At 66.9% G+C, this 23262-nt stretch carries 17 protein-coding genes; 8 read left to right on the top strand and 9 right to left on the bottom strand.

What is annotated here, in order from left to right; translation table 11 throughout:
* Nucleotides 1–97: 97 nt before the first annotated feature.
* A complete protein-coding gene (locus AC5Y5O_RS18290; RefSeq protein ID WP_500026410.1) occupies nucleotides 98–1177 on the top strand; it encodes an Rv3575c family transcriptional regulator in 1080 nt (359 codons plus the stop codon).
* Here AC5Y5O_RS18290 and kstR read toward each other — a convergent pair.
* Complete coding sequence (gene kstR, locus AC5Y5O_RS18285) at nucleotides 1174–1776, bottom strand: cholesterol catabolism transcriptional regulator KstR (RefSeq protein ID WP_165796489.1); 603 nt, start codon at nucleotides 1774–1776, stop codon at nucleotides 1174–1176. The genes AC5Y5O_RS18290 and kstR overlap by 4 nt on opposite strands.
* A gap of 310 nt (nucleotides 1777–2086) precedes the next feature.
* Nucleotides 2087–3073 carry a hypothetical protein gene (locus tag AC5Y5O_RS18280; protein WP_500026408.1) on the bottom strand — a complete coding sequence of 329 codons (987 nt, stop codon included), beginning with the start codon at nucleotides 3071–3073 and terminating at the stop codon, nucleotides 2087–2089.
* Between the two features lie 222 nt (nucleotides 3074–3295).
* On the opposite strand from AC5Y5O_RS18280, the gene AC5Y5O_RS18275 reads away from it, so the two are divergent.
* Nucleotides 3296–5437, top strand: a complete 2142-nt coding sequence (locus AC5Y5O_RS18275; RefSeq protein ID WP_500026406.1) for an acyl-CoA dehydrogenase family protein — start codon at nucleotides 3296–3298, stop codon at nucleotides 5435–5437.
* A gap of 26 nt (nucleotides 5438–5463) precedes the next feature.
* Here the strand turns inward: AC5Y5O_RS18275 and AC5Y5O_RS18270 are convergent, their stop codons facing one another.
* Nucleotides 5464–5997 carry a hypothetical protein gene (locus AC5Y5O_RS18270; RefSeq protein WP_243394194.1) on the bottom strand — a complete coding sequence of 178 codons (534 nt, stop codon included), beginning with the start codon at nucleotides 5995–5997 and terminating at the stop codon, nucleotides 5464–5466.
* A gap of 35 nt (nucleotides 5998–6032) precedes the next feature.
* Complete coding sequence (locus AC5Y5O_RS18265) at nucleotides 6033–7115, bottom strand: ferredoxin--NADP reductase (RefSeq protein ID WP_096290317.1); 1083 nt, start codon at nucleotides 7113–7115, stop codon at nucleotides 6033–6035.
* 156 nt (nucleotides 7116–7271) lie between these two features.
* On the opposite strand from AC5Y5O_RS18265, the gene hsaA reads away from it, so the two are divergent.
* Genes hsaA through hsaB form a run of 4 tightly spaced genes read left to right on the top strand, consistent with a single transcriptional unit; the run spans nucleotide 7272 to nucleotide 10802 of the window.
* Entirely contained in the window at nucleotides 7272–8456 is a 1185-nt protein-coding gene (hsaA, locus tag AC5Y5O_RS18260) for a 3-hydroxy-9,10-secoandrosta-1,3,5(10)-triene-9,17-dione monooxygenase oxygenase subunit (RefSeq protein WP_096290316.1), read from the top strand.
* A gap of 2 nt (nucleotides 8457–8458) precedes the next feature.
* The gene (gene hsaD / locus AC5Y5O_RS18255) at nucleotides 8459–9334 is read left to right on the top strand and encodes a 4,5:9,10-diseco-3-hydroxy-5,9,17-trioxoandrosta-1(10),2-diene-4-oate hydrolase (protein WP_096290315.1); all 876 of its coding nucleotides are present in this window, start codon (nucleotides 8459–8461) and stop codon (nucleotides 9332–9334) included.
* Nucleotides 9334–10236 (top strand): iron-dependent extradiol dioxygenase HsaC, encoded by a 903-nt coding sequence (hsaC, locus tag AC5Y5O_RS18250; protein ID WP_096290314.1) that lies wholly within the window; start codon nucleotides 9334–9336, stop codon nucleotides 10234–10236. Before hsaD ends, hsaC begins: the two co-directional genes overlap by 1 nt.
* Nucleotides 10237–10238: 2 nt before the next feature.
* Nucleotides 10239–10802, top strand: a complete 564-nt coding sequence (gene hsaB / locus AC5Y5O_RS18245; RefSeq protein ID WP_096290313.1) for a 3-hydroxy-9,10-secoandrosta-1,3,5(10)-triene-9,17-dione monooxygenase reductase subunit — start codon at nucleotides 10239–10241, stop codon at nucleotides 10800–10802.
* Nucleotides 10803–10813: 11 nt separating this feature from the next.
* Here the strand turns inward: hsaB and AC5Y5O_RS18240 are convergent, their stop codons facing one another.
* From AC5Y5O_RS18240 to AC5Y5O_RS18230, 3 genes are all read right to left on the bottom strand, one after another.
* Complete coding sequence (locus tag AC5Y5O_RS18240; RefSeq protein ID WP_207768609.1) at nucleotides 10814–11293, bottom strand: hypothetical protein; 480 nt, start codon at nucleotides 11291–11293, stop codon at nucleotides 10814–10816.
* 306 nt (nucleotides 11294–11599) lie between these two features.
* Nucleotides 11600–14785: a Kelch repeat-containing protein gene (locus AC5Y5O_RS18235; protein WP_500026613.1), complete on the bottom strand. Its 3186-nt coding sequence runs from the start codon at nucleotides 14783–14785 to the stop codon at nucleotides 11600–11602.
* 175 nt (nucleotides 14786–14960) lie between these two features.
* Nucleotides 14961–18068 (bottom strand): Kelch repeat-containing protein, encoded by a 3108-nt coding sequence (locus AC5Y5O_RS18230; RefSeq protein WP_243394193.1) that lies wholly within the window; start codon nucleotides 18066–18068, stop codon nucleotides 14961–14963.
* Nucleotides 18069–18231: 163 nt separating this feature from the next.
* Between AC5Y5O_RS18230 and AC5Y5O_RS18225 the strand changes: the two genes are divergently transcribed.
* Complete coding sequence (locus tag AC5Y5O_RS18225; RefSeq protein WP_096290311.1) at nucleotides 18232–19062, top strand: arylamine N-acetyltransferase family protein; 831 nt, start codon at nucleotides 18232–18234, stop codon at nucleotides 19060–19062.
* Between the two features lie 260 nt (nucleotides 19063–19322).
* Nucleotides 19323–21146, top strand: coding sequence for a fatty acyl-AMP ligase (locus tag AC5Y5O_RS18220; RefSeq protein ID WP_243394192.1), 1824 nt, complete (start codon nucleotides 19323–19325; stop codon nucleotides 21144–21146).
* Here AC5Y5O_RS18220 and AC5Y5O_RS18215 read toward each other — a convergent pair.
* Complete coding sequence (locus AC5Y5O_RS18215) at nucleotides 21136–22257, bottom strand: pyridoxal phosphate-dependent aminotransferase (RefSeq protein WP_423790955.1); 1122 nt, start codon at nucleotides 22255–22257, stop codon at nucleotides 21136–21138. The two genes, AC5Y5O_RS18220 and AC5Y5O_RS18215, sit on opposite strands and share 11 nt — an antisense overlap.
* A gap of 44 nt (nucleotides 22258–22301) precedes the next feature.
* Nucleotides 22302–23252, bottom strand: coding sequence for an acyl-CoA dehydrogenase IpdE2 (gene ipdE2 / locus AC5Y5O_RS18210; RefSeq protein ID WP_500026391.1), 951 nt, complete (start codon nucleotides 23250–23252; stop codon nucleotides 22302–22304).
* Nucleotides 23253–23262: the final 10 nt, after the last annotated feature.

Genomic DNA, 23262 nt, shown 5'->3' with positions numbered 1-23262 from the left:
CGCCGAGCCATAATACTAATGAAAATCGTTTCCATTAGAAAATAGCAGATCGCGGCGGCGTAGGCGCGGGCGAGGTCGCGCGGTAGCGTCGGCGAGCGTGAGTCCCACACCGCGCCGGCGTGCGACTCTGGCGTCGTTGGCGGCCGAACTGAAAGTTTCTCGAACCACCATCTCGAACGCCTTCAATCGGCCCGATCAGCTCTCGCCCGACCTTCGCGAGCGGGTGCTCGCGACGGCCAAGCGGCTGGGCTACGCGGGACCCGACCCGGTGGCGCGGTCGTTGCGCACCCGCAAGGCCGGTGCGGTCGGCTTGTTGATGGCCGAGCCGCTGACGTATTTCTTCAGCGACCCGGCGGCGCGCGATTTCGTCACGGGCGTGGCGCAGTCGTGCGAAGAACAGGGGCAGGGCCTGCTGCTGGTGGCCGTCGGGCCGAGCCGCAGCCGCGAGGACGGCGAGGCCGCGGTGCTGGCCGCCGGGGTGGACGGCTTCGTGGTGTATTCGGTCCGCGACGACGACCCCTACCTGCAAGTGGTGTTGCAGCGGCGGGTGCCGGTGGTGGTGGTCGACCAGCCCAAGGGTCTGGCCGGGGTTTCGCGAGTGGGCATCGACGACAGGGCGGCGATGCGCGAGCTCGCGGCATATGTGCTCGGTTTGGGGCATCGCGAGATCGGGCTGCTGACAATGCGATTGGGCCAGGACCGGCGCCAAGAGGTGGCCGACGCGGACCGGCTGCGCTCGTTGACTTTCGACGTGCAGCGCGAACGCATCACCGGCGTGTGGGACGCCATGCAGGCCGCCGGCGTGGACCCCGATTCGCTGACCGTGGTGGAGAGCTACGAACACCTGCCGGAATCGGGCGGGGAAGCGGCACGGGTGGCGCTGGAGGCCAATCCGCGAATCACCGCGTTGATGTGCACCGCAGACATCTTGGCGCTGTCGGCGATGGATTACCTTCGCGCACATGGCATTTACGTGCCCGGTCAGATCAGCGTCACTGGATTCGACGGGGTGCCCGAGGCGATCAGCCGCGGCCTGACGACGGTGTCGCAGCCGAGCCTGCGCAAGGGCCATCGGGCCGGGGAGCTGCTGCTCAAGCCGCCGAGGTCCGGCCTGCCGGTCGTCGAGCTGCTGGATACCGAGCTGATTCGCGGCCGGACCTCCGGTCCGCCGGTTTAGGCCGACGACTCCGAGTCGCCGATCAGCAACCGCACGGCCAGGTCGAGCCGCTTGCTGACATCGGTCGCCGACGCGCGGCGGGTAAGCCAGGCCAGCAGGTTCGACAACCACACGTCGGAGATCACCCGGGCGATGTGGTACTGGTCCTCGGTCGGTTCGCCGTCGCTCATCGCGCGGGCGAACATGCTGTCGATCAGCTTCTCCACCTGGTCGACCTCGCTGGCCGCCGACGCGTCGGCGAAGACGTAGGCCCGCGTCATGGCCTCGGTGAGCAGCGGGTTGCGCTGCATCGCGCGGTTGAGCTTGCCGACCATGAAATTCAGCCGCTGAAACGGCGTGCCGCCCGCCATCGCGGAGCGGTCCGTTTTCGCGTCGATGCGTCCGAACTCCCGGCCCAGGGCCGACACCAGCAAGTGCACTTTCGAGGGGAAATAGCGGTACAGCGTCCCGACGGCCACGTCCGCGCGATCCGCCACCGCGCGCATCTGAACTGCTTCGTACCCGCCCTTGGACGCGATGGCCATGGTGGCGTCCAGGATGCGCTTGCGACGCTCGCGTTGTGCCTCCGAGCCAAGCTCGGATTCGGCCAGTACTGCCACGTTCATGACCTCGCGTGGCTGCGACTCGGGGACGTGGCCAGAGTTAGCGTTCGCGGACGACATCTGACGGGTTGCTCCTCTTTCGGGTGGTTCGTTCGCAAACGATAACCAAGTCGTGCGTGAATTTCCCACCTCCATCCCGCCGGGGCAGCGAGCTGTCCTGCTGCAATGGCGTTCGACGTAACGGTCGACCGCTGGCACTATTAGAACACGTTCTAGTGGCGAAGAACGAGGACAGCCCGCGAGGTGTGAGGCGTCTGGGCCGAAGTCTGTTCCGGCGCTGACCTCCCCACGGTGCCTTCGGGGCTCCTCACGGCAGCGTGGTGATGGTGCCTGAGTCCAGTAGGTCGGTGTAGTAGCTGCCACCCGGATAGAAATCGGGCGTGATTGTTCCCGCGAACATGTCGGTGATCCAGCCTCGCGTCAGACCCCATACCGCCGCCACATTCGCGGGCTTCGGACGACCGCATACCAGGTTTTCGTAGCCCGGCGACGACATGCCGAGCGCGTCGCCGTGGGCGCCGGTGGTCACCTTCACCCCGAGAAACGGTCGATCCGGCAGATACCGTTCGAGTGCCCTGGTGCCGCTTCGGAAGGCGTTGCAGAGCAGGTGCGGTGACGCCGTGGCGTAGATCGGCAGGGTGGTGCTGGCCAGCCCGGCCAACGCTTTGTCGGTATTAGAGCCGATAAACGACTTCACGCCGTCTTCGCTGATGATGCCGCGCAGCTGACTGAAGGTGGCGGGGTAGGCGCTATGCAGGCGCTCGGCGACGTATTCGACGGCCTCCACCCCGGCCGAATGCCCCACGAACACCAACTTCTCGGGCATCGGCGTCACGGTTCGGCCCAGATCTGACGTCGCGGCCCCCAACGACGATGCCAAGGCGCCGTTCGGATCATCTTTGTGGGCAAACACATCGGCGATGTTGTCGAGGAAGCCGGTGTTGTCGATCAGGTGCTCCAAGGTGCAGCCGAGGGGATGGACGGTGGGCAGCGTGGTGGCCATCACGAGGTAGCCGCTGTTGGCGAGCTCGGTGGCAAACGCAGACCATACGAATTTGCCCTCGACGAAACCGTGCTGCAACCACACCAATCCGAGCGGCGGCGTGCTCGGGACATACCAGGTCGTCGGTACCTGGCGGGTCGAGGTCGCGCACGCAACGTCAGTGGTGCTGTCGGCCGCGATCGAATCGGCCCGGGCTGGGCGCGGGACGGCGACCATTGCGGCGATCGCGACCGCGCTCAGCACGGCCGCGATGGAGCAGCCGACGCGCGTGGCCAGCGAACCCAAGGTCATTAAGAAATTGAAACACTTGACCCCTCGAGTCGGGCGTGATCAGGCGCGAATGCGCCGCCGGGCGCCTTATGAATTAAGCCGAGCAATCAATGTCCGGACGCACGGACGGTGAGCGCGGTGGCATTCGACTTGACGGTCGATCGCTGGCACTATTAGAACACGTTCTAGTGGGCTGTAGCGTCCCTAACGGTCACGATGAATCAAGCACACGGAGGGCCCCAGGTGGTAGCGACCGTCACTGACGAACAGTTCGCGGCGCGCGAATTGGTGCGGGATTGGGCCCGCAATGCCACCTCCGGTCCCGGCGGGACCGTCGCGATCCGTGAGGTCGAGCAGGGCAATCCGGATGCCTGGCGTGCCGTGTTCGCCCGGCTGGCCGACCTTGGCCTGTTCGGGGTGGCCGTCTCAGAGGACGCCGGCGGGGCCGGCGGCAGCATCGAGGATCTGTGCGCGATGGTCGAAGAGGCGGCCAAGGCGCTGGTGCCCGGGCCGATCGCCACCACCGCGCTGGCAACCTTGGTCGTCACCGATCTTGAGGTGCTGTCCGCGCTCGCGTCGGGGGAGCGGTTCGCGGGCTTGGCGCTCGAGGGTGACGTCCAGTTCGACGGCGCGAAGGTGTCGGGCACCGTCGACTTCGTGCTGGGTGGCGCCGACGGTGGTCTGCTGTTGCTGCCCGCCGGCGAGGAGTGGGTCCTCGTCGACACTGCCAGCGACGGTGTGCGGCTGGAGCCGTTGCAGGCCACCGATTTTTCCCGCCCGCTGGCGCGCGTGGTGCTGACGTCGGCACCGGCGACCCCGATCGACGCGTCACGTCAGCGGGTCGAGGAGCTGGCCGCGACCGTGCTGGCGGCCGAGGCCGCCGGCGTCACCCGCTGGTCGCTCGAGACTGCCGTCGATTACGCCAAGGTGCGCGAGCAGTTCGGTAAGCCGATCGGAAGCTTCCAGGCCATCAAGCACCTGTGCGCGGAGATGCTGTGCCGCGCGGAGCAGGCCGAGGTGGCCGCCTCCGACGCAGCACGCGCAGCCCGTGGCGCCGGCGCTGCCGACGAGAGACAGTTCTCGATTGCCGCCGCGCTGGCCGCCGGCGTCGCGATCCCGGCGGTGAAGGCGAACGTCAAGGACTGCATTCAGGTGCTCGGGGGTATCGGCTGCACCTGGGAACACGACGCGCACCTGTACCTGCGCCGCGCGCACGCGATCGGCCGGTATCTGGGCGGGGCGCAGCGCTGGCTGCGCCGCATTACCGAGCTCACCCAGGACGGGGTGCGCCGACGGCTGAGCATCGACCTGACGGAGGTCGAGGACCAGCGCGGCGAGCTTGCCGCGACCATCGCCGAGATCGCCGCGCTGCCGGCCGAGAAGCGGCAGGTAGCTCTGGCCGACGCGGGCCTGCAGGCGCCGCACTGGCCCAAGCCGTACGGGCGCGCCGCGTCGCCGGCCGAGCAGCTGCTGATCGACCAGGAGCTGGCCGCGGCCGGGGTTGACCGACCCGACCTGGTGATCGGCTGGTGGGCGGCGCCGACGATCCTGGAGCACGGCACGCCAGAGCAGATCGAGCGCTTCGTGCCCGCCACCACGCGCGGCGAATTCCTTTGGTGTCAGCTGTTTTCCGAGCCGGGAGCGGGCTCGGACCTGGCGTCGCTGCGCACTAAAGCGGTGCGCGGGGAAGGCGGGTGGTTGCTGACCGGGCAGAAGGTGTGGACGTCGGCCGCGCACAAGGCGGCCTGGGGCGTGTGCCTGGCGCGCACCGATCCCGATGCCCCGAAGCACAAGGGCATCACCTACTTCCTGATCGACATGAAATCGCCCGGCATCGACATCCGGCCGCTGCGCGAGATCACCGGCGACTCGCTGTTCAACGAGGTGTTCCTGGACAACGTCTTCGTGCCCGACGAGATGGTCGTCGGCACGGTGAACGACGGCTGGCGGCTGGCCCGCACCACGCTGGCCAACGAGCGGGTCGCGATGGCCAGCGGGACGGCGCTGGGCAACCCGATGGAAGAGCTGCTCGAGCTGCTGGCGAAGCGGGATCTCGACGTCGCCGAGCAGGACCGGCTGGGGCGGCTGATCATCCTGGCCCAGACGGGTGCGCTGCTGGACCAGCGCATCGCCCAGCTCGCGGTCGGCGGCCAGGACCCCGGCGCGCAATCCAGCGTGCGCAAGCTGATCGGCGTGCGCTACCGGCAGACGCTGGCCGAATTCACGATGGACGTCGCCGAGGGCGGGGGGCTCGTCGACCGCCGGGCGGATGGCGACCGAGCGGTGTTCGACTTCCTCAACACCCGCTGCCTGACGATCGCGGGCGGCACCGAGCAGATCCTGCTGACCGTCGCGGCCGAGCGGCTCCTGGGCCTGCCGCGCTGAAGCCGCGAGCGGCTGACGTAATAGGCCTAGGAAAACGTCGTGACCGCGCAGGTGCTCGGCGAGGTGATGTTGACCCCGCTGTAGACCACCTGGATGTGAGTGCAGGTGTAGACGGTTTCGTCGGTCTTGGGCTGGCCGGTACCCCAGTCGGTGGAGTCGATGCGCCCGGTCGTCTGGTACTTGTCCGGCGGTCCTTCACCGAAGTAGACGGTCGTGATCTCGTCGGTCCCCATCGATTTCATCACCCGCTCGTACTGCCCGGTGGCGTGCGCGTCCAGGTAGGCCATCCGGTTGTTCGACCGGATCTCAGTGGTCTGGCGTGCCCACAGGCCCGGCGGGAATCCGATCACCCCGCCGTCGGGCGCGCGGGTGTCGGCCCCGGCGATGAAGTCGCAATGGCCATCGGACTTGAAGCAGTTGAGGAACATATGCGTCTCCAGCTGGTTCGGGCCGTCCAGCGGAAACAGCGTGGTCGCGGTGTTGCTCGCCGCGCCGGCCGCGGGAGCCGGCACGAAAGTCAACATCAGTCCGACGGCTGCCAAACCCGTTACCGATCGCATCACCGGCGATTCCTTCCGTCGAACCCATCGAGCGACTATTCGTCGTAAGTGACTTCTACCGAATCAGATTCCGGGTGAGATTGACAGGCCAGAATTAGCCCCTCGTCGAGGTCCTGCTGCTCGAGCACGTCGTTGACCTCCATGTTGACTTTGCCGCTGCGCAACGTGCAGGCGCAGGCACCGCAGTGACCTTCCCGGCAGGAGAACGGCGCGTCGAGACCCTTGGCGAGCAGTACGTCGAGCAGTTTGGCGCTGCGCGGCCACGACACGGTGTGGGTCTCGCCGTCCAGTTCCACCACCGCGGTGGCCGGCGGCTGGTCGCCCTCGTCGGTGTCCTCGATCGTCACCGCGGCGAACGGATCAGACTCCAGCGACTTGAATACCTCGATATGCACTTGCGGCGCAGGCACTTTTAGCGTCTCCAGCGCCTGGCGGGCGGCGTCCATGAACGGGCCCGGCCCGCAGATGAAGGCGTGCCGATCGGTGAACGGCGTGGCCAGCTTCGCCAGCGCCGCGGCGCTGGGCAGACCCTGCAGCGATTCCAGCCAGTGCAGCACCGTGAGCCGGTCGGGATACTTGGCGGCCAGTTCGCGCAGCCCATCGGCGAAGATCACCGAGCCTTCGCCGCGGTTGGCGTAGACCAGCGTCACCTGTCCGCTGCCCTCGGACAGCGCCGACTTACAGATCGACATGATCGGGGTGATCCCGCTGCCGGCGGCCAGCAGCAGGAAATCCTGGTCGAGCGTCTTGGGAACGAAGTTGCCCGACGGGGCCAGCACGTGGATCCGCATGCCCTGGCGTGCGTTGTCGCATAGCCAGTTGGACGCATATCCGTCCGCGGTGCGCTTCACCGTGACCGCGAGCGCATCATCGGTGAACGGCGAGCTGCACAACGAGTAGCAGCGTGCCACCGAGCCGGTGCGGTCGCTGGGCACCCGCAGTGTCAGGAACTGGCCGGGCGCGTAACGCAGCCGCTCGGGCGGGATCTCCGGGTCGCCCGATGCGTCCGGCACCGCGAAAACCAGCGAGCGCGCGTCGTCGGTCTCGTCGATGACCTCGGCGATCTGCAGTTCAAGGACGTGGTCGCCGAGCGGCTCGTCCAGGTCTGCTTTCGTCAAGACCCGCCCTCCCTTTCATGACAACTAGAACATGTTACAGAAAACCCGATTCATATCGCTACCAGGCGCAGGCATACCCTGCTCGACACAAATCAGAACATGTTCTAGTCTGCTGTGTAAGTCCACTGAGTAAGTCTGGCCCAGGAGGCAAACCTAGTGACGTCCATTCAACAGCGTGATGCGCAGTCGGTCTTAGCGGGGATCGACGATCTGCTTCCCAGGATCCGGGAGCGCGCTCAGGCGACAGAGGACCTGCGCCGGCTGCCCGAGGAGACCGTTGCCGAGCTCGACGAAGTCGGCTTCTTCACGCTGCTGCAGCCCGAACAGTGGGGCGGTCTGCAATGCGACCCCGCGCTGTTCTACGAGGCCGTGCGGCGGCTGGCCAGCGCCTGTGGGTCCACCGGCTGGGTGAGCTCGATCATCGGCGTGCACAACTGGCACCTGGCGCTGTTCGACCAGCAGGCCCAGGAGGAGGTCTGGGGCGAGGACCCCAAGACCCGGGTCTCGTCGTCGTATGCCCCGATGGGCGCCGGGGTGGTGACCGACGGCGGCTACCTGGTCAACGGGTCGTGGAACTGGTCGTCGGGTTGCGATCACGCCACCTGGGCATTCCTGGGCGGACCCGTGATCAAGGACGGCCGGCCCGTCGACTTCGGCAGCTTCCTGATCCCGCGCAGCGAGTACCGCATCGACGACGTGTGGCATGTCGTCGGGCTGAAGGGCACCGGCAGTAACACCGTCGTCGTCAAGGACGTGTTCGTGCCGCGGCACCGGTTCCTGTCCTACAAGGCCATGAACGACGGCACCGCGGGCGGGTATCAGACCAACACCGCACCGGTTTACAAGATGCCTTGGGGCACAATGCATCCCACCACCATTTCGGCGCCGATCGTCGGGATGGCCTACGGCGCGTACGACGCCCACGTCGAGCACCAGGGCAAGCGGGTGCGCGCGGCGTTCGCCGGCGAGAAGGCCAAGGACGACCCGTTCGCCAAGGTGCGTATCGCCGAGGCGGCCAGCGACATCGACGCCGCGTGGCGTCAGCTCAGCGGAAACGTCGCCGACGAGTACGCGCTGTTGTCGGCCGGCAAGGAGATCCCGTTCGAGCTGCGCGCCCGCGCGCGCCGCGACCAGGTCCGTGCCACCGGCCGGGCGATCGCCTCGATCGACCGGCTGTTCGAGGCGTCCGGCGCCACCGCACTGGGCAATGACCAACCGGTGCAACGCTTCTGGCGCGACGCACACGCCGGCCGGGTGCACGCGGCCAACGATCCCGAGCGGGCCTACCAGATCTTCGGGAACAACGAGTTCGGGTTGCCGCCCGGCGACACCATGGTCTAGCCGTGACGGCGACTACGGGGGAGTTGACGTTCGAGTCCACCTCGCGCTTCGCGGAGGTGGACGTCGACGGGCCGCTGAAGCTGCATTACCACGAGGCGGGCGAAGGGAACGAGCAGACGATCGTGCTGCTGCACGGCGGCGGTCCGGGTGCGGCGAGTTGGACGAACTTTTCGCGCAATATCCCGGTGCTGGCGCAGCGGTTTCATGTGCTGGCCGTCGACCAGCCCGGGTACGGCCACTCCGACAAACGCGCCGAACACGGGCAGTTCAACCACTACGCCGCCCGCGCGCTCAAGGGTCTTTTCGACCAGTTGGGCCTGGGACGTGTTCCGCTGGTAGGCAATTCGCTGGGCGGTGGGACCGCGGTCCGGTTCGCGCTGGACTACCGGGACAAGGCCGGACGTTTGGTGTTGATGGGCCCCGGCGGGGTGAGCGTGAACCTGTTCGCCCCCGACCCGACCGAGGGCGTCAAGCGGCTGGGCAAGTTCTCCGCCGAGCCCACCCGGGAGAACCTCGAGGCCTTTCTGCGGGTGATGGTCTACGACCAGAAACTGATCACCCCCGAATTGGTCGAGCAGCGCTTCGAGTTGGCCAGTACGCCCGAATCGCTGACGGCGACTCGGGCGATGGGAATGTCTTTTGCCGGAGCCGATTTCGAGCTCGGCATGATGTGGCGCGAAGTGCACAAGCTGCGCCAGCCGGTGCTGCTGATCTGGGGCCGCGAGGATCGGGTCAACCCGCTGGACGGCGCCCTGGTCGCACTCAAGACCATCCCGCGTGCACAGCTACACGTTTTCGGGCAATGTGGGCACTGGGCACAGGTGGAGAAGTTCGACGAGTTCAACAAGCTCACCATCGATTTCCTGGGAGGTGCGTGATGAGCATCCGCTCGCTGGGCTACCTGCGCATCGAGGCCACCGACATGGCGGCCTGGCGCGAATACGGCCTGAAGGTCCTCGGCATGGTCGAGGGTAAGGGGACTACCGAAGGCGCGCTGTATCTGCGGATGGACGATTTCCCGGCCCGGCTGGTGATCGTGCCGGGCGAGCAGGACCGGCTGATCGAAGCCGGCTGGGAATGCGCGAATGCCGCAGGGCTGCAAGAGATCCGAAATCGTCTCGACGTCGAGGGCACGCCCTACAAGGAGGCCACCGCCGCCGAGCTGGCCGATCGCCGGGTCGACGAGATGATCCGGTTCTCCGACCCGTCGGGTAACTGCCTGGAGGTCTTCCACGGCGCCGCCCTCGAACACCGTCGCGTGGTCAGCCCGTACGGGCATAAGTTCGTCACCGAGGAGCAGGGCCTGGGGCACGTGGTCTTGACCACCCGGGACGACGAAGAGACTCTGCACTTCTACCGCGACGTGCTGGACTTCAAGCTGCGTGACTCGATGCGGCTGCCGCCGCAGGTGGTCGGACGGCCCGCCGACGGCCCGCCGGCCTGGCTGCGCTTCCTGGGCTGCAATCCCCGCCATCACAGCCTGGCCTTCATGCCGGGGCAGACTCCCAGCGGCATCGTGCACCTGATGGTCGAGGTGGAGAACTCCGACGACGTCGGGCTCTGTCTGGACCGGGCGCTGCGCAAGAAGGTGCCGATGTCGGCCACGCTGGGCCGCCACGTCAACGACCTGATGCTGTCCTTCTATATGAAGACACCCAGCGGATTCGATGTCGAATTCGGTTGTGAGGGAAGACAAGTCGAAGACAACGATTGGATCGCCCGGGAGAGCACCGCGATCAGCCTGTGGGGTCACGACTTCAGCGTCGGCTTCAAGGGTTGACCATGGCCGCGCCGATCGACCCGCGTACGTTCCGCAACGTGCTGGGTCAGTTCTGCACCGGGATCACGATCATCACCACCGTGCACGACGACGTTCCGATCGGCTTCGCATGCCAGTCCTTCGCGGCGCTGTCACTGGACCCGCCGCTGGTGCTGTTCTGCCCGACCAAGGTGTCGCGGTCGTGGCAGGCCATCGAGGCAAGCGGGCGGTTCTGCGTCAACATGCTGACCGAGAGCCAGAAGTACGTCTCGGCCCGGTTCGGATCCAAGGAACCCGACAAGTTCGCCGGAATCGACTGGCACGCATCAGAGCTCGGCTCGCCGATCATCGACGGATCGCTTGCCCATATCGACTGCACGGTGGCTTCCGTGCACGACGGCGGCGATCACTTCGTGGTGTTCGGCGCCGTGCGGTCCTTGTCGGAAGCGCCCAAGATCAAACCGCGGCCGCTGCTGTTCTATCGCGGTGAATACACCGGGATCGAACCGGACAAGACGACGCCCGCTCAGTGGCGCGACGACCTGGAAGCTTTCCTCACCACGACGACGCAGGACACCTGGCTCTAGCCTGTCGGCGCTCAGCCGTTTGTGCCTCGGTAGGTTTCCTGTCGGACTGCCTCCGGGCCGGTTCGCAGATCGTCACCCGCTGACGACCAGGCCGCGCTGCGGTCTGAGGTGAGTTCGTCGGTCTCGTCTGCTTGCTTGTCCTGCTTCGCGGTCTTCGGGTCGATGCTGTCGGCACGGTCGAACTGTTCCTGGAGTTGTTCGCGCGATGTCGCCGCGTCGTTCTGATGCTGGGCGGCCCGCTCCTGCAGCCGTGCGGCTTCGGCCGCCTTCACTTCGGCCTCCGCCTGCGCCGCACGTGCCTTCGCGGCGGTCTCCTGGGCGAGTGCTTCTCGGCGTTCGACCTTGGCCGACTCGACTCTTGCCTGCTCGCGAATCGCCTCGGCCTGCCGCTGACGGTGGCGTGTCCGGCTCTTGCTGATCACCACGACCAGAGCGGCAATCAGCAAGACTGCTACTACGGCTATCACAATCCACATTGTGTTTGTGCTCATCCTGGGCTCCGTTTTCCAAGGTGGGTGTTGTTGGCGCTGTGGCCCCTTGGACGAGTCCCCATATTGCACACAAATAAAACTACGAACTGTGTCGGATCGCCTTGCCGGTAAGTGGTTTCGATGCCGCCGTCTCGGGGCATTTCAGAGAGCATCACGGTGATGGGTTCCCGGTGGCCCGTTGAGGGGGCGGGCCACCGGGCCGATCCGAATTAACGGGTCCCCATATTCGACATATATCAAACAACGGCGGAAAGCGCTGCTTCCGGCAGGAATCTCTGCTGCCGGCTGCGGCCGGACAGTCTATGGCTACATGAAGTCCAAGGCCTCGACGGTCGCGATCGGGCCCTCATGCGTCGGCCGGTTCGCGCCACCGATCACATAAACCGTGTTGCCCACCGTGGCGACCACCTCGGCATGCCGCGGCGTCGGCATCGGGGGCAGCGTGCTCCATTTGTCCTCGGAGATGTCGTACATCTCGACGACGTTGAGCACGCGGGTCGGCTCTTCGCCGCCGACCGCGAGAATCCGGCCGTCGATATAGGTGGCGCCGTAGCTGCCGCGTGGTGTCGGCATACCGACGAGCTTGGTCCACTGTCCGGATTGCGGGTCGAACCGCTCCAAGGCCGCGGAGTTCTTGTCCGAGGACAGGAACCGGCCGCCGACGGTGTACACATAGGTGCCATCGGAGACCGCGGCGAGGTGTTCGCGCGGGGTGGGCATGTCGGCGGCGTCTTTCCACGAACTGCCGTCGAACACCTCGGTTTGCGGCACCAGCTGCTTGGCGTTCTGCCCGCCGACGGCGACGAGCTTGTCGCCGACCACCGCCGCGGCCGGCGCCGCGCGAGCGTGCGTCAGCGGCGCTAACTCCACCCAATTGCCGCCGCGCAGGGCGAACACCTTGTTGGAACCGTCGGCGATGTTGTCGCTGGCGCCACCGAGGATGACCACCTCGCCGCGGTAGGTCGCGGCGGCCGCGTGGTGCAGCGGAATCGGCAACGGCGGCCCCGTTTCCCAGGCTCCGGTCTTCGGGTCGAAACTCTCGACCGTCTGCAGGGCGACGCCGTTGCGCAGGCCGCCCATGATCCAGATCTTGCCGTTGAGCACCGCCCACGCCATCATCAGCCGGGCGGTCGGCGCGTCCGGCAGCGAGCGCCATTGTGCGGCCGGCTGAATCTTGCGGGCCGGCAGCTTCAGTGCTTCGGCCGTCGACGTCGGCTGGCCATTGCCGATGACGCTCGATCCACCGATCGCGTAGACGGACTTTTCGACCGCCGCGACCGCCATGCCGTGTCGCGGGGTCGACATGTCGGGCAGACCCGACCACGTTTTGCTCATCAGGTCGAACACCGAAACGCTTTTGAGAACCTGCCCGCCGGACACGCCTCCGACGGCAACCAGCCGTCCGTCGGTGATGACGACGCCGAGGTCGCTACGCGCCTGGGGCAGTGGGGGCAACGTCGTCCAGGTTTTGGCGACCGGGTCGTACGCCTCGACGTTGACCTGGTCGGAGTCCCCGGTGGTGCCACCCACCGTGTAGACGAGCTTGCCGTCCGAGGCCGCGGCAAGCTGTTGGCGCGGGGTCGGTATCGGAGCGCCGAGGGTCCAGGACGTGCCGTCGAAGATTTCGGTGGTGTTCAGCAGTGCGCCGTTGGCGTCCACACCGCCCGTGACGACGAGGCGGTCGCCCACGACCGCGGCCGCTGCTCCCGCGCGTGGCTGCAGTAGCCGAGGCAGCTCCACCCAACGACTGTTGACGACTCGCCAAACCTGATCCGTCGCAACGCTTTTCCCGCCGACGCTTTTGAAGCCGCCGAGTACGACCGGGTTGCCCTGCCAGTTGACGGCCATCGCATCCTGCACGGCGACGGGGAGATCGTCGCCGCCTTTCCAGCTGTCGATGACGGGGTCGTAGCCCTCTTGCAGTGCGGTGACCGCGCCGTCGCTCCGGATCCCGCCGAATACCCAGATGGTTCCGTCGACCTGTGTCGTCGCCGTCTCGACGCGCGATACGCGATCGTTGGTGATCGGCTTCCACACCACCGGCGCCTGGGTCGTCGGCTTGCCCGCGACCGGTTGCTGGTTCTTGTTGTCGGGTGTCAGGAACAACAGACCGCCGACGACCAGCAACACGACGACGGCGAGCGCGCCGGCGACCAGCCCAATGCGGTTGCGCTTTTTGCCCGGCTCGCTGAACCACTCCCGCACCTTGACCAGGATCGGCTTGCGCCAGGAGGGTGGGACCGAACCGGACGACGGCGGTTGCCCCGGACCACTCGGTGGCATGCCGGATCCGCCGCCGCCCGGCGCCGAAGCACCAAGCAATGCTTGGGTTTCCGCGGCGGAGGCGCCCCTGAGGATGTTCGCCGCCTGGGTGAACTCGGACTGACTGGGAGCAGCGGGCTGCGGGCGCGGCGACGCGCCCCCGATGACGTCACCCGGTTGCCGGGTGGAGCCCGGGTCCGCGGCAGGGGGGACCGAGCCGGGAACGGTCGACGTCGTACCGTCCGGTGCCGACGCGAGGGCGTCGGTGGAGGCGATCGACGTCTCCGTGCCGCCGCCGGGCGGCTTGTTCAGCTGCCGTCCCGATTCGGTTGCGGTGTTGGTGATCGCCATCGAATCGGGTCGCAATCCGCTGAGCTTCTGTGCGGCCTGCAATTCGCGGCCGAACTCCGCTGCGGACGCGGGCCGTTCCGCCGGATCGATCGCCATCGCATGCTCGATCGCCGCGCAGACGGCTTCCGGGATTCCTTCCGGGCGCATGTCGGGAATCCGTGTCGTACTGATGCGCAGATACTGTGCGACGAGGTCCTCGTCGTTCTTGCGTTCATGGGCGGCCGCGCCGGCGATTAGCGCATAGATCGTGGCGCCCAGCGAGTAGAGGTCGGAGGCCACGGTGGCCGGCTTACCGGTCATGACTTCCGGCGCGGTGTAGTCGATTGTGCCCGAGAAGAACCCGGTCGCGGTTTCGTAACCACCCTCGATGTGGGCGATCCCGAAGTCGCTCAGCAGGGGCTCGCCGTAGTCGCTGACAAGCACGTTAGCGGGCTTGATGTCCCGGTGTAAGGTGCCGCTTCGGTGTGCGGTTTCCAGTGCGCCGCAAAGCTTTACGGCAATTCGCAATGCCTCGGGCCAGGCGGTCGGCCCTTCGCGGCGCAACCGGACCGCCAGGGAATCCGCGGACATGTACGGCATCACGATGTAGGGCCGGCCGCTGTCGGTCACCCCGACGCGCAGAATGTTGACGATGTTCGGATGCCCCGAGAGTCCGCCCATCGCATAGCCTTCACGCAGAAAGCGCTCGCGGCTTTCCTCGTCGATATGCGAAGGCAACACCTTGATCGCGACGTTGCGACCGAGCGCTGTCTCGTAGGCGCAGTAGATGACTCCTGCGCCGCCCCTGGCGACTTGGCGTGCGTCCTCGAATCCGGCGTCGGACAGTTCCGCGATGATGCCGCTGGGCGGCGCTGCGTCTTTGGGGGACCCATCACCCATATCCTTGGCGCTCAACTTCCCCGCGATTGTCGAATTCGCGAGCTCAAGAGTATCCCTAGGGGCCTGTTCGGGGACATGATTCGACCATGATCAATCGGCGGAAATCCGTCGGGACCGGCGACGTGGCGTGGCCGAACGCGTGAGACAACGAGCAAAGGCGTCCTGAACAGCCGTACTAGTTGAAATCAAGGGCCTCGACGGTCGCGACGGGACCCTCGTGTGAGGGGCGGTTCGCACCCCCGATGACGTAGACGGTGTTGCCGACCGTGGCCACCACCTCGGCGTGGCGCGGGGTCGGCATCGGCGGCAGCGTCGTCCACTTCCCGGTGGCGATGTCGTACATCTCGCCGACATTCAGCACCCTCGACGGCTCTTCGCCGCCGAGCGCGACGATGCGCCCGTCGATGTAGGTGGCACCGTAGCTGCCGCGCGGTGTCGGCATACCCACCAACTTCGCCCACGTACCCGACCCGAGGTCGAACCGCTCCAGTGCCCCGGAGTTCTGGTCGGGCGAAAGCGACCTGCCGCCGAGCGCGTAGACGTACGCGCCGTCCGAAACCGCGGCCAGGTGTTCGCGCGGGGTCGGCAGGTCGGCGGCGTCCTGCCACGAAGTGCCGTCGAAGATCTCGGTTTGCGGGACGAGCTGCTTGCCGTTCTGCCCGCCGACCACCACCAGTTTGTCTCCGACGACCGCCGCGGCCGGCGCCGCCCTGCCGTGCCGCATCGACGGTAGCTCGACCCAGTTGCCGCCGTGCAGCGCGAATACCTTGTTCGAGCCGTCGGCGATGTTGTCGCCTGTACCGCCGAGGACAACGACCTCGCCGCGGTAGGCCGCCGCCGCCGCGTGGTGCAGCGCGATCGGCAACGCAGGCCCGGGTTCCCAGATTCCGGTGCGTGGCTCGTAGCTCTCAACCGTTTGCAGCGCAACGCCGTTGCGCAGCCCGCCGAGGATCCAGACCTTGTCGTTGAGCACGGCCGAGGCCATCATCAGCCGGGGAGTCGGAGCGTCCGGTAGCGAACGCCACGGCGGTGCCGGCTGGGTCTTGCGGGGCGGCAGTTTGATCATCTCGGCCGAGGTGATCGCCTGCTGGTCCCCGATCGCCGTCGATCCGCCGATTGCATAGACCGACCGCTCCACCGAGGCGACCGCCATGCCGTGCCGTGCGGTCGCCATATCCGGCAGACCGGACCAGGTTCTGGTCGTCAGATCGTAGATGGAGACGCTCTTGAGGACCTGGCCCGACGAAACGCCGCCAAGCGCCACCAGGCTTCCGTCCGCGACCGTCGCGCCGAGCTCGCTGCGGGCTTTTGGCAACGCGGGCAACGACGTCCACGCTTTCATGCCGATGTCGTATGCCTCGACCGTGGCCAAGTCGGCGCCGTTCGTTCCGCCAAGCGCATACACCAGCTTTCCGTCCGAGGCCGCGGCCAGCAGCTGCCGGGGCGTGGGCAGTGGCGCGCCCAGCGTCCACGCATTGCCGTCGAACACTTCGGTGGTGTTCAGCAGGGCGCCGTTCGCATCGACGCCGCCTGTGACGACGATGCGGTCGCCCACCACCGCTGCCGCGGCGGCGGCCCTGGGCTGCAGCAGGTGCGGCAGCTCGACCCAGTGACCGTTGACCAACCGCCAAACTTGGTCTGCTGCAACGTTTTTACCCTCAGCCGTCGTCCAGCCGCCGAGCACCACCGGGTTGCCCTGCCAGTTGACCGCCATCGCGTGCGAAACCGCGACGGGCAGATCGTCGCCGCGTTTCCATTCGTCGATGGCCGGGTCGTAGCCCTCGTGCCGCGCGGTGACGGTGCCGTCGCTTCGAATTCCGCCGAAAACCCAGATGGTGCCGTCGACTTGTGTCGTCGCCACCGCATAGCGGGCCACCCGCGCATCCGAGATCGGTGTCCACTGCACAGCCGGTTGTGCGGGGTGTGCCGGGGGCTGTTGCGCATTCGAGGCGGTCGTGTGGTTGTCCCCGCCGGACGGCAGTGTGGCATAGACGGTGCCGGCGACCAGCACAGCGACCATGACGGCCGCGCCGGCGGCTAATCCGATGCGGCTGCGCTTCTTTCCCGGCTCCGAGAACCACCCCGCCGCCCGCGACCGCAGCGGAGGCTTTCCACCGGGCGGTCCGGCGGGGCCGGACGAATCGCCTTCCGGAGGTGCCCCGTCGTCGCCGTCCTGGTGCGTCTGCGCAATCTCTGGCTGCACCTCGGCGTCGTAGACGGCGCGCAAGACCGGTGCCGCATCCGAAAACTCGCGCTGGATCACCGATTCCCGGACCCGGGTGGCCGGGGCCGTGGACGGTGCCGGCGCGCCGTCGTCGCCGGAAGCGGGCCCCTCCAATTGGGAGATCTCAACGGCCGCCGCACGTATCGAGTGGCGACCGGAATCGGTGATCGCCATCGCGTCGGCGGGCAAGCCGTTGCTGCGCTGGGCCGCCTGGAACTCGCGGCCCAATTCCGCTGCGGACGAGGGACGGTCCGCGGGGTCCACCTCCATCGCCGCTTCGATTGCAGCGCAGACCGCGTCGGGCACTCCGTTGGCGCGCAAATCGGGGACGGAGGTGGTGCTGATACGCAGGTATTGAGCGACGAGGTCTTCGCTCGCCAGGCGCTCATAGGGGGCAGTTCCGGCGATCAGTGTGTAAATCGTGGCGCCGAGCGAATATACGTCGGAGACCACCGTCGCGGGATTGCCTGCCAACGACTCCGGCGGTGTGTAGTCGATTGTGCCGGAGAAGAACCCGCTCGTGGTTTCATAGCCGCCCTGGATGTGAGCGATCCCGAAGTCGGCCAATTGCGGTTCGCCGTAATCGTTGACGAGCACGTTCGCGGGCTTGATGTCACGGTGCAAAATGCCGGTCTTGTGGGCGGTTTCCAATGCGCCACTCAACTTCACCCCGATTCGCATGGCCTCCGGCCATGGGATTCGACCCTCACGCCGCAGCCGTACCGCCAGGGAATCCTCAGCGCAGTAAGGCATCACGATGTAGGGCTGGCCACTCGAGGTGATGCCGACGCGCAAGATGTTCAGGATGTTCGGGTGCCCCGAGAGCCCACCCATCGCATATCCCTCGCGCAGAAAGCGCTCGCGGCTCTCCTCGTCGAAACTCGCCGGCATCACTTTGATTGCGACCTTGCGGCCCAACGCCGTCTCGTGACAGCGGTAGACCACCCCGGCGCCGCCCTTGCCGACCTGGCGGGCGTTGTCGAATCCGGCGGCGGCCAACTCCTCCGGGATGCCCTTGACGGCCGATGCCGGGCCTTCGGTCTTGGGTGCATCAGCCACGGGCGCCAACCTCCTGCGTAAGTGTGACTCGCGTGCTCAAGCGTAACTAAAAGGGACCTCGCCCGCGCTTCGAGCGGGACGGACTCGGCGAGGTATGAACTTGTTCAAACACCCTCTGTCGCCTTGGGTTTCCTGCGGGTTAACCCTCGGTCAGAATGGAGCCATGACAGTGGATCTGACTGCGTACTTCGACCGGATCAATTACGGCGGTGCGGTCGAACCGACCCTCGAGGTGCTGCAGGGTCTAGTGACCGCTCACACCCAGTCCATCCCGTTCGAGAATCTCGATCCGATGATGGGCGTGCCGGTCGACGATCTGGGTCCAGACGCCCTGATCGACAAGTTGGTGCACCGGCGCCGCGGCGGTTACTGCTACGAGCACAACGGGCTGTTGGGTTACGTGCTGGCCGAAGTCGGCTTTCGGGTACGGCGGTTGACCGGGCGGGTGATCTGGATGCTGGCGCCCGACGCTGCGACGCCTGCGCAGACCCACACCGTGTTAGCCGTAACGTTCCCCGGTTCGCAGGGGTCCTATCTCGTGGACGTCGGCTTCGGCGGCCAGACCCTGACGTCTCCGATTCGCTTCGAAATCGGCAACGTGCAACAAACCGCGCACGAGCCCTACCGGCTGGAGGACCGCGGCGACGGCCTGGTGCTGCAGGCGGAACTGCGCGGCGAATGGCAATCGCTGTACGAATTCACCACCCAGACCCGGCCGCAGATCGATCTGCGGATGGGCAGCTGGTACGTCTCGACAAACCCGGCCTCGCACTTCGTGACCGGCCTGATGGTCGCCCGGGTCAGCGGCGACGCCCGGATCAATCTGTCCGGACGTAACCTGGCCATCCACCGCGACGGCGGGACCGAGAAGATCGTTCTCGACGATGCCGCCGCGGTGGTCGACGCGCTGAGTGACCGGTTCGGCATCAATATCGACGACGTCGGCGAGCGCGGCCGGCTCGAAGCGCGCATCGCCAATATCGTCGGCAATTGAGCGACAAAATCCCCGACGCGTGCCGGGTTTGCAAGAAACGTTTCGCCGGTCGTCGCGGCGACCGAAAAGCGTCCGCCCAAAATGGTCGCCCGGCAAATGGATCCCGACGCCCTGGGCCGTGCCACCAGGCCCCGAGCAGTGACAAAAGCGCCGATAGTAGCCCGATCGTGATCTCCGCCATATCGAACCGGTGCGGCGAATAGCACACGCGCCTATTAATCTGTCCTACCGTGAGTCGGGATCTTTGTTTGGATGATGTTGTGGCCACCTCGGACGACGCGGAACGATTCGCGTCCCCCGAGGTCGCAATCGTCGTACCCGAAGGCCTGACGCTGACGTCGTACTTCGACAAGAACCGCGCCGAGCACGGGGACAGCCCGGCCTACCGTTTCCTTGACTACTCCCACGAACCAGACGGGCGGCCCGTGGTGCTCAGCTGGAACCAGCTGTGGGTCCGGGTGTGCTCGATCGGCGCCCGGCTGCAGCAGGTCACCAAGCCGGGGGACCGGGTGGCGATCCTCGCGCCGCAGGGCCTCGACTACGTCGCGGCGTTCTTCGGCAGCGTCTATGCAGGCAATATCGCCGTGCCGCTGTTCGCGCCGACCATGTCCGGGCATGCCGAGCGGCTGGCCGCGGTGCTGGAAGACGCCCGCCCCGCCGCGGTATTGACCACGACCGCCGCCGCCGAGTCTGTTCGCACGTTCATCCGGACGCTGGCGCCGAACGAGCGCCCGCGGATGATCGCGGTCGACGCGCTGCCGGAGACCCTTGGTGCGATGTTCACCGGCGCAGACCTGCACACCGACGACGTCGCCTACTTGCAGTACACCTCGGGTTCGACCCGGTCACCGGCCGGGGTGGAGATCACCCACCGCTCCGTTTACACCAATGCGATGCAGATGGTCATGTCCGGCGGGCTCGACGTGGATGTGCGCACGGTGAGTTGGTTACCCCTGTTTCACGACATGGGGCTGATGATGATCATGTTCACGGCGTTCTTCGGGGCGCACGTCACGATCATGGATCCGATGGCGTTTCTTCGCCGGCCCTACCGCTGGATCAAGCAGTTGGGCATCGAGTCGGCCTACGGCCGCACCTTCGCGGCGGCGCCGAACTTTGCCTTCGAACTGACGTCCGAGCGTGGATTGCCGCCGGCGGGCGAAACTCTCGACCTCAGCAACGTCGTGTGCATCCTCAACGGATCCGAGCCCGTCACGATGTCGGCCATTGAAAAGTTCACCAACGCGTTTGCTCCCTACGGGCTGCCCGCGAACGCGGTCAAGCCGTCCTACGGGATGGCGGAGGCGACGCTCTCGGTGGCCAGCATCTCGCAGGAGGCCGCGGCGAGCGTGATCTACCTCGACCGCGAACAGCTCGGCGACGGGCGCGCGGTGGTCGTGGAACCCGACGATCCCAACGCGGTCGCCCAGGTGTCCTGCGGGCAGCCGATCCCCGACCAGTGGGCGGTGATCGCCGACCCCGACGGCGCCGAGGTGCCCGACGGCACCGTGGGCGAAATCTGGTTGCAAGGCGTCAACATCGGCCGCGGCTACTTCGGACGCGAGGATGAAACCCGACGGGTGTTCGGCAACAAGCTGCAGTCCCGGCTCAGCAGGGGCAGCCATGCCGAGGGTGCCGCCGACAACGGCTGCTGGCTGGCGACCGGTGATCTCGGGGTCTACCTGGACGGCGAGCTGTACCTGACCGGCCGGATCAAGGACTTGATCATCATCGACGGCCGCAACCATTACCCGTTCGACATCGAGACCACGGTCAGCGAGTCGTCGCCGGCCATTCGTACCGGCTATGTCGCCGCCTTCTCCGTTCCCGCCGAGGCGCTCGGATCCACCGAGGGTGGCTCCGGCGAGCAGCTGGTGATCGTGGCCGAGCGGGCCGCGGGCGCCGGACGTACCGACCTCGGTCAGATCGCAGACGTTGTGCGGGCGGCGATTTCGCGCAACCACCAGGTTCGGATCGCCGACGTGCGGCTCGTGGCCGCCGGCACCATTCCCCGCACTACCAGTGGCAAACTGGCCCGTAGTGCCGCCCGGGCCGAGTACCTCGCCGGTAAGTTCAACCGCTGACCGACAGCCACGGCCCGATTCGGCGCAGGGCTTCCTCGATGTCGCCGGTCGGTCCGGCGAACGACAGCCGGACGAACCTGTTGCCACGCGCGGTATCGAAGTCGATACCGGGAGCAATCGCAACGCCGGTGTCGGCCAACAGTTTTGAACAGAATGCCAGCGAGTCGTCGGTGTAGTCCGAGACGTCGGCGTAGACATAGAACGCACCGTCGGTCGGAGCCAGCCGGTCGATACCGATTCCGCGCAGCCCGTCCAGCAGCAGTGAGCGGTTGACCGCGTAGTGGTGGAGGTTGCCTTCGGCTTCGGCGGTTGCCTGCGGCGTGAACGCGGCGACCGCGGCGAGTTGCGGCAGCACCGGCGGGCAGATGGTGAAGTTGCCGGTCAGGCAGTCCACCGCACGAAGCAGCTCGGGCGGCACCAGCAACCAGCCCAGCCGCCAGCCGGTCATCGCGTAGTACTTGGAAAAGCTATTGACCACCACGGCATTTCGTGAGGTCTGCCAGGCGCTGCTGGTTTGCGGGGCACCCTCGTAGACCAGCCCGTGATAGACCTCGTCGCTGATCAGCCGGACGCCGGAGGAGTCGCACCACGATGCGATTGCCGCCAGCTCTTCGGGCGGTATGACGGTGCCGGTGGGATTGGCCGGACTGGCCACGATGACACCGCGCACCGGAGGGTCGAGTTCGGACAGCATCTGTGCGGTGGGCTGGAATCGGGTCTGGGGACCGCACGGGATTTCCACCACCTCACATCCCAACGCGGACAGGATGTTCCGGTAACACGGGTAGCCGGGGCTGGCCAGCGCGACCCGATCCCCGACATCGAAGCAGGCCAGAAATGCCAGCAGGAACCCGCCTGAGGATCCCGTGGTGACTACCACGGCGTCGGGTTCAACCGAGATACCATGCAGGCGTTGGTAATTCGCCGCGATAGCAGCGCGCAGCTCGGGAATGCCCAGGGCGACGGTGTAGCCCAGCTGGTTGGCCTGCACGGCCGCTGCCGCCGCGGCGCGGACCGGCTCCGGAGCGCCCACGCTGGGTTGCCCCGCCGACAGATTGACCAGATCGCCGTGGCTGCGCTGGCGCTCCGCGGCCGCCAGCCAGACATCCATCACATGGAAGGGCGGGATGCCGGCGCGCAGCGCGACGGAGGCGTTCACGACGTTTCGAGCACCTCGGATTCGAGTTGGCGCAGCACCTCTCGTGGCGAGTCGAGCAGCTGGGCGCTGCCGTGTGCGCGTTTGAAATACAAGTGCATGTCGTGCTCCCAGGTGATCGCGATGCCCCCGTGCAGCTGGACGCCCTCGCTCGTCACAGTACACAGCGCCTCGGTGGCGGCCAGCCGAGCCGTTGCGGCGTTGGTGGGGGTGGGGTCGTCACAGGCTTCGTTCACCACGGCCTTGGCCGCGGCGATCGCGACATACAGATCGGCCATCCGATGCTTGAGGGCCTGGAAGCTGCCGATCGGCCTGCCGAATTGCACCCGGTTCTTGGCGTATTCGACGGTCAGTTCCAGGCAGCGTTCGGCGGCGCCGATCTGCTCGGCCGCCAGCAGGATGGCCGCGGTGTCGGCCAGGCCCGGGTCGGGGCCTAGCGCTACGGTGTCTTCGGGCTGGATTCGGGCCAGCCGCCGGGTGGGGTCCATCGCGGTAACGGGCTGCACGCTGAACCGGGTCCACCGGCTCAGTTCTCCGTCGGCCGCTGCGACCACGACGTCGGCGACGTCGCCGTTGACGACGTAGTCCGCGTCGAACACCAGCGCTCCAATCGAGTCGCCCGCGGCCAGCGCTTCCAGTGTCTGGGCGTCCGGCTCGGGTGCGGCCAGCAGCGCGAGCTCGGCCAGCGTGGTGCCCAGCAACGGGGAGGGTACCAAGGCGCGGCCAAGCTCCTGCAGAACCGTTGCGGCGTCGGCCAATTCGCCGCCGGCCCCGCCCAGCTCCTCGGGTATCACCAGCGCGGCGGCACCCACCTGCTCGCACAGCAGCTGCCACAGCGATTCGTCATAGCCGTGCTCGGCTGCGATCGCGGTCCGCACCGCCGCGGGATTGGCGTGCTTGGTGACCAGCGCAGCGACGGTCTCACGCAGCAGTTCCCGTTCTTCAGTCATGGCGCCGCTC

The sequence above is a fragment of the Mycobacterium sp. NGS40 genome (assembly GCF_059812735.1).
Note: the sequence above shows the minus strand (reverse complement) of the source record. Positions and strands in the feature narration are given on the sequence as shown.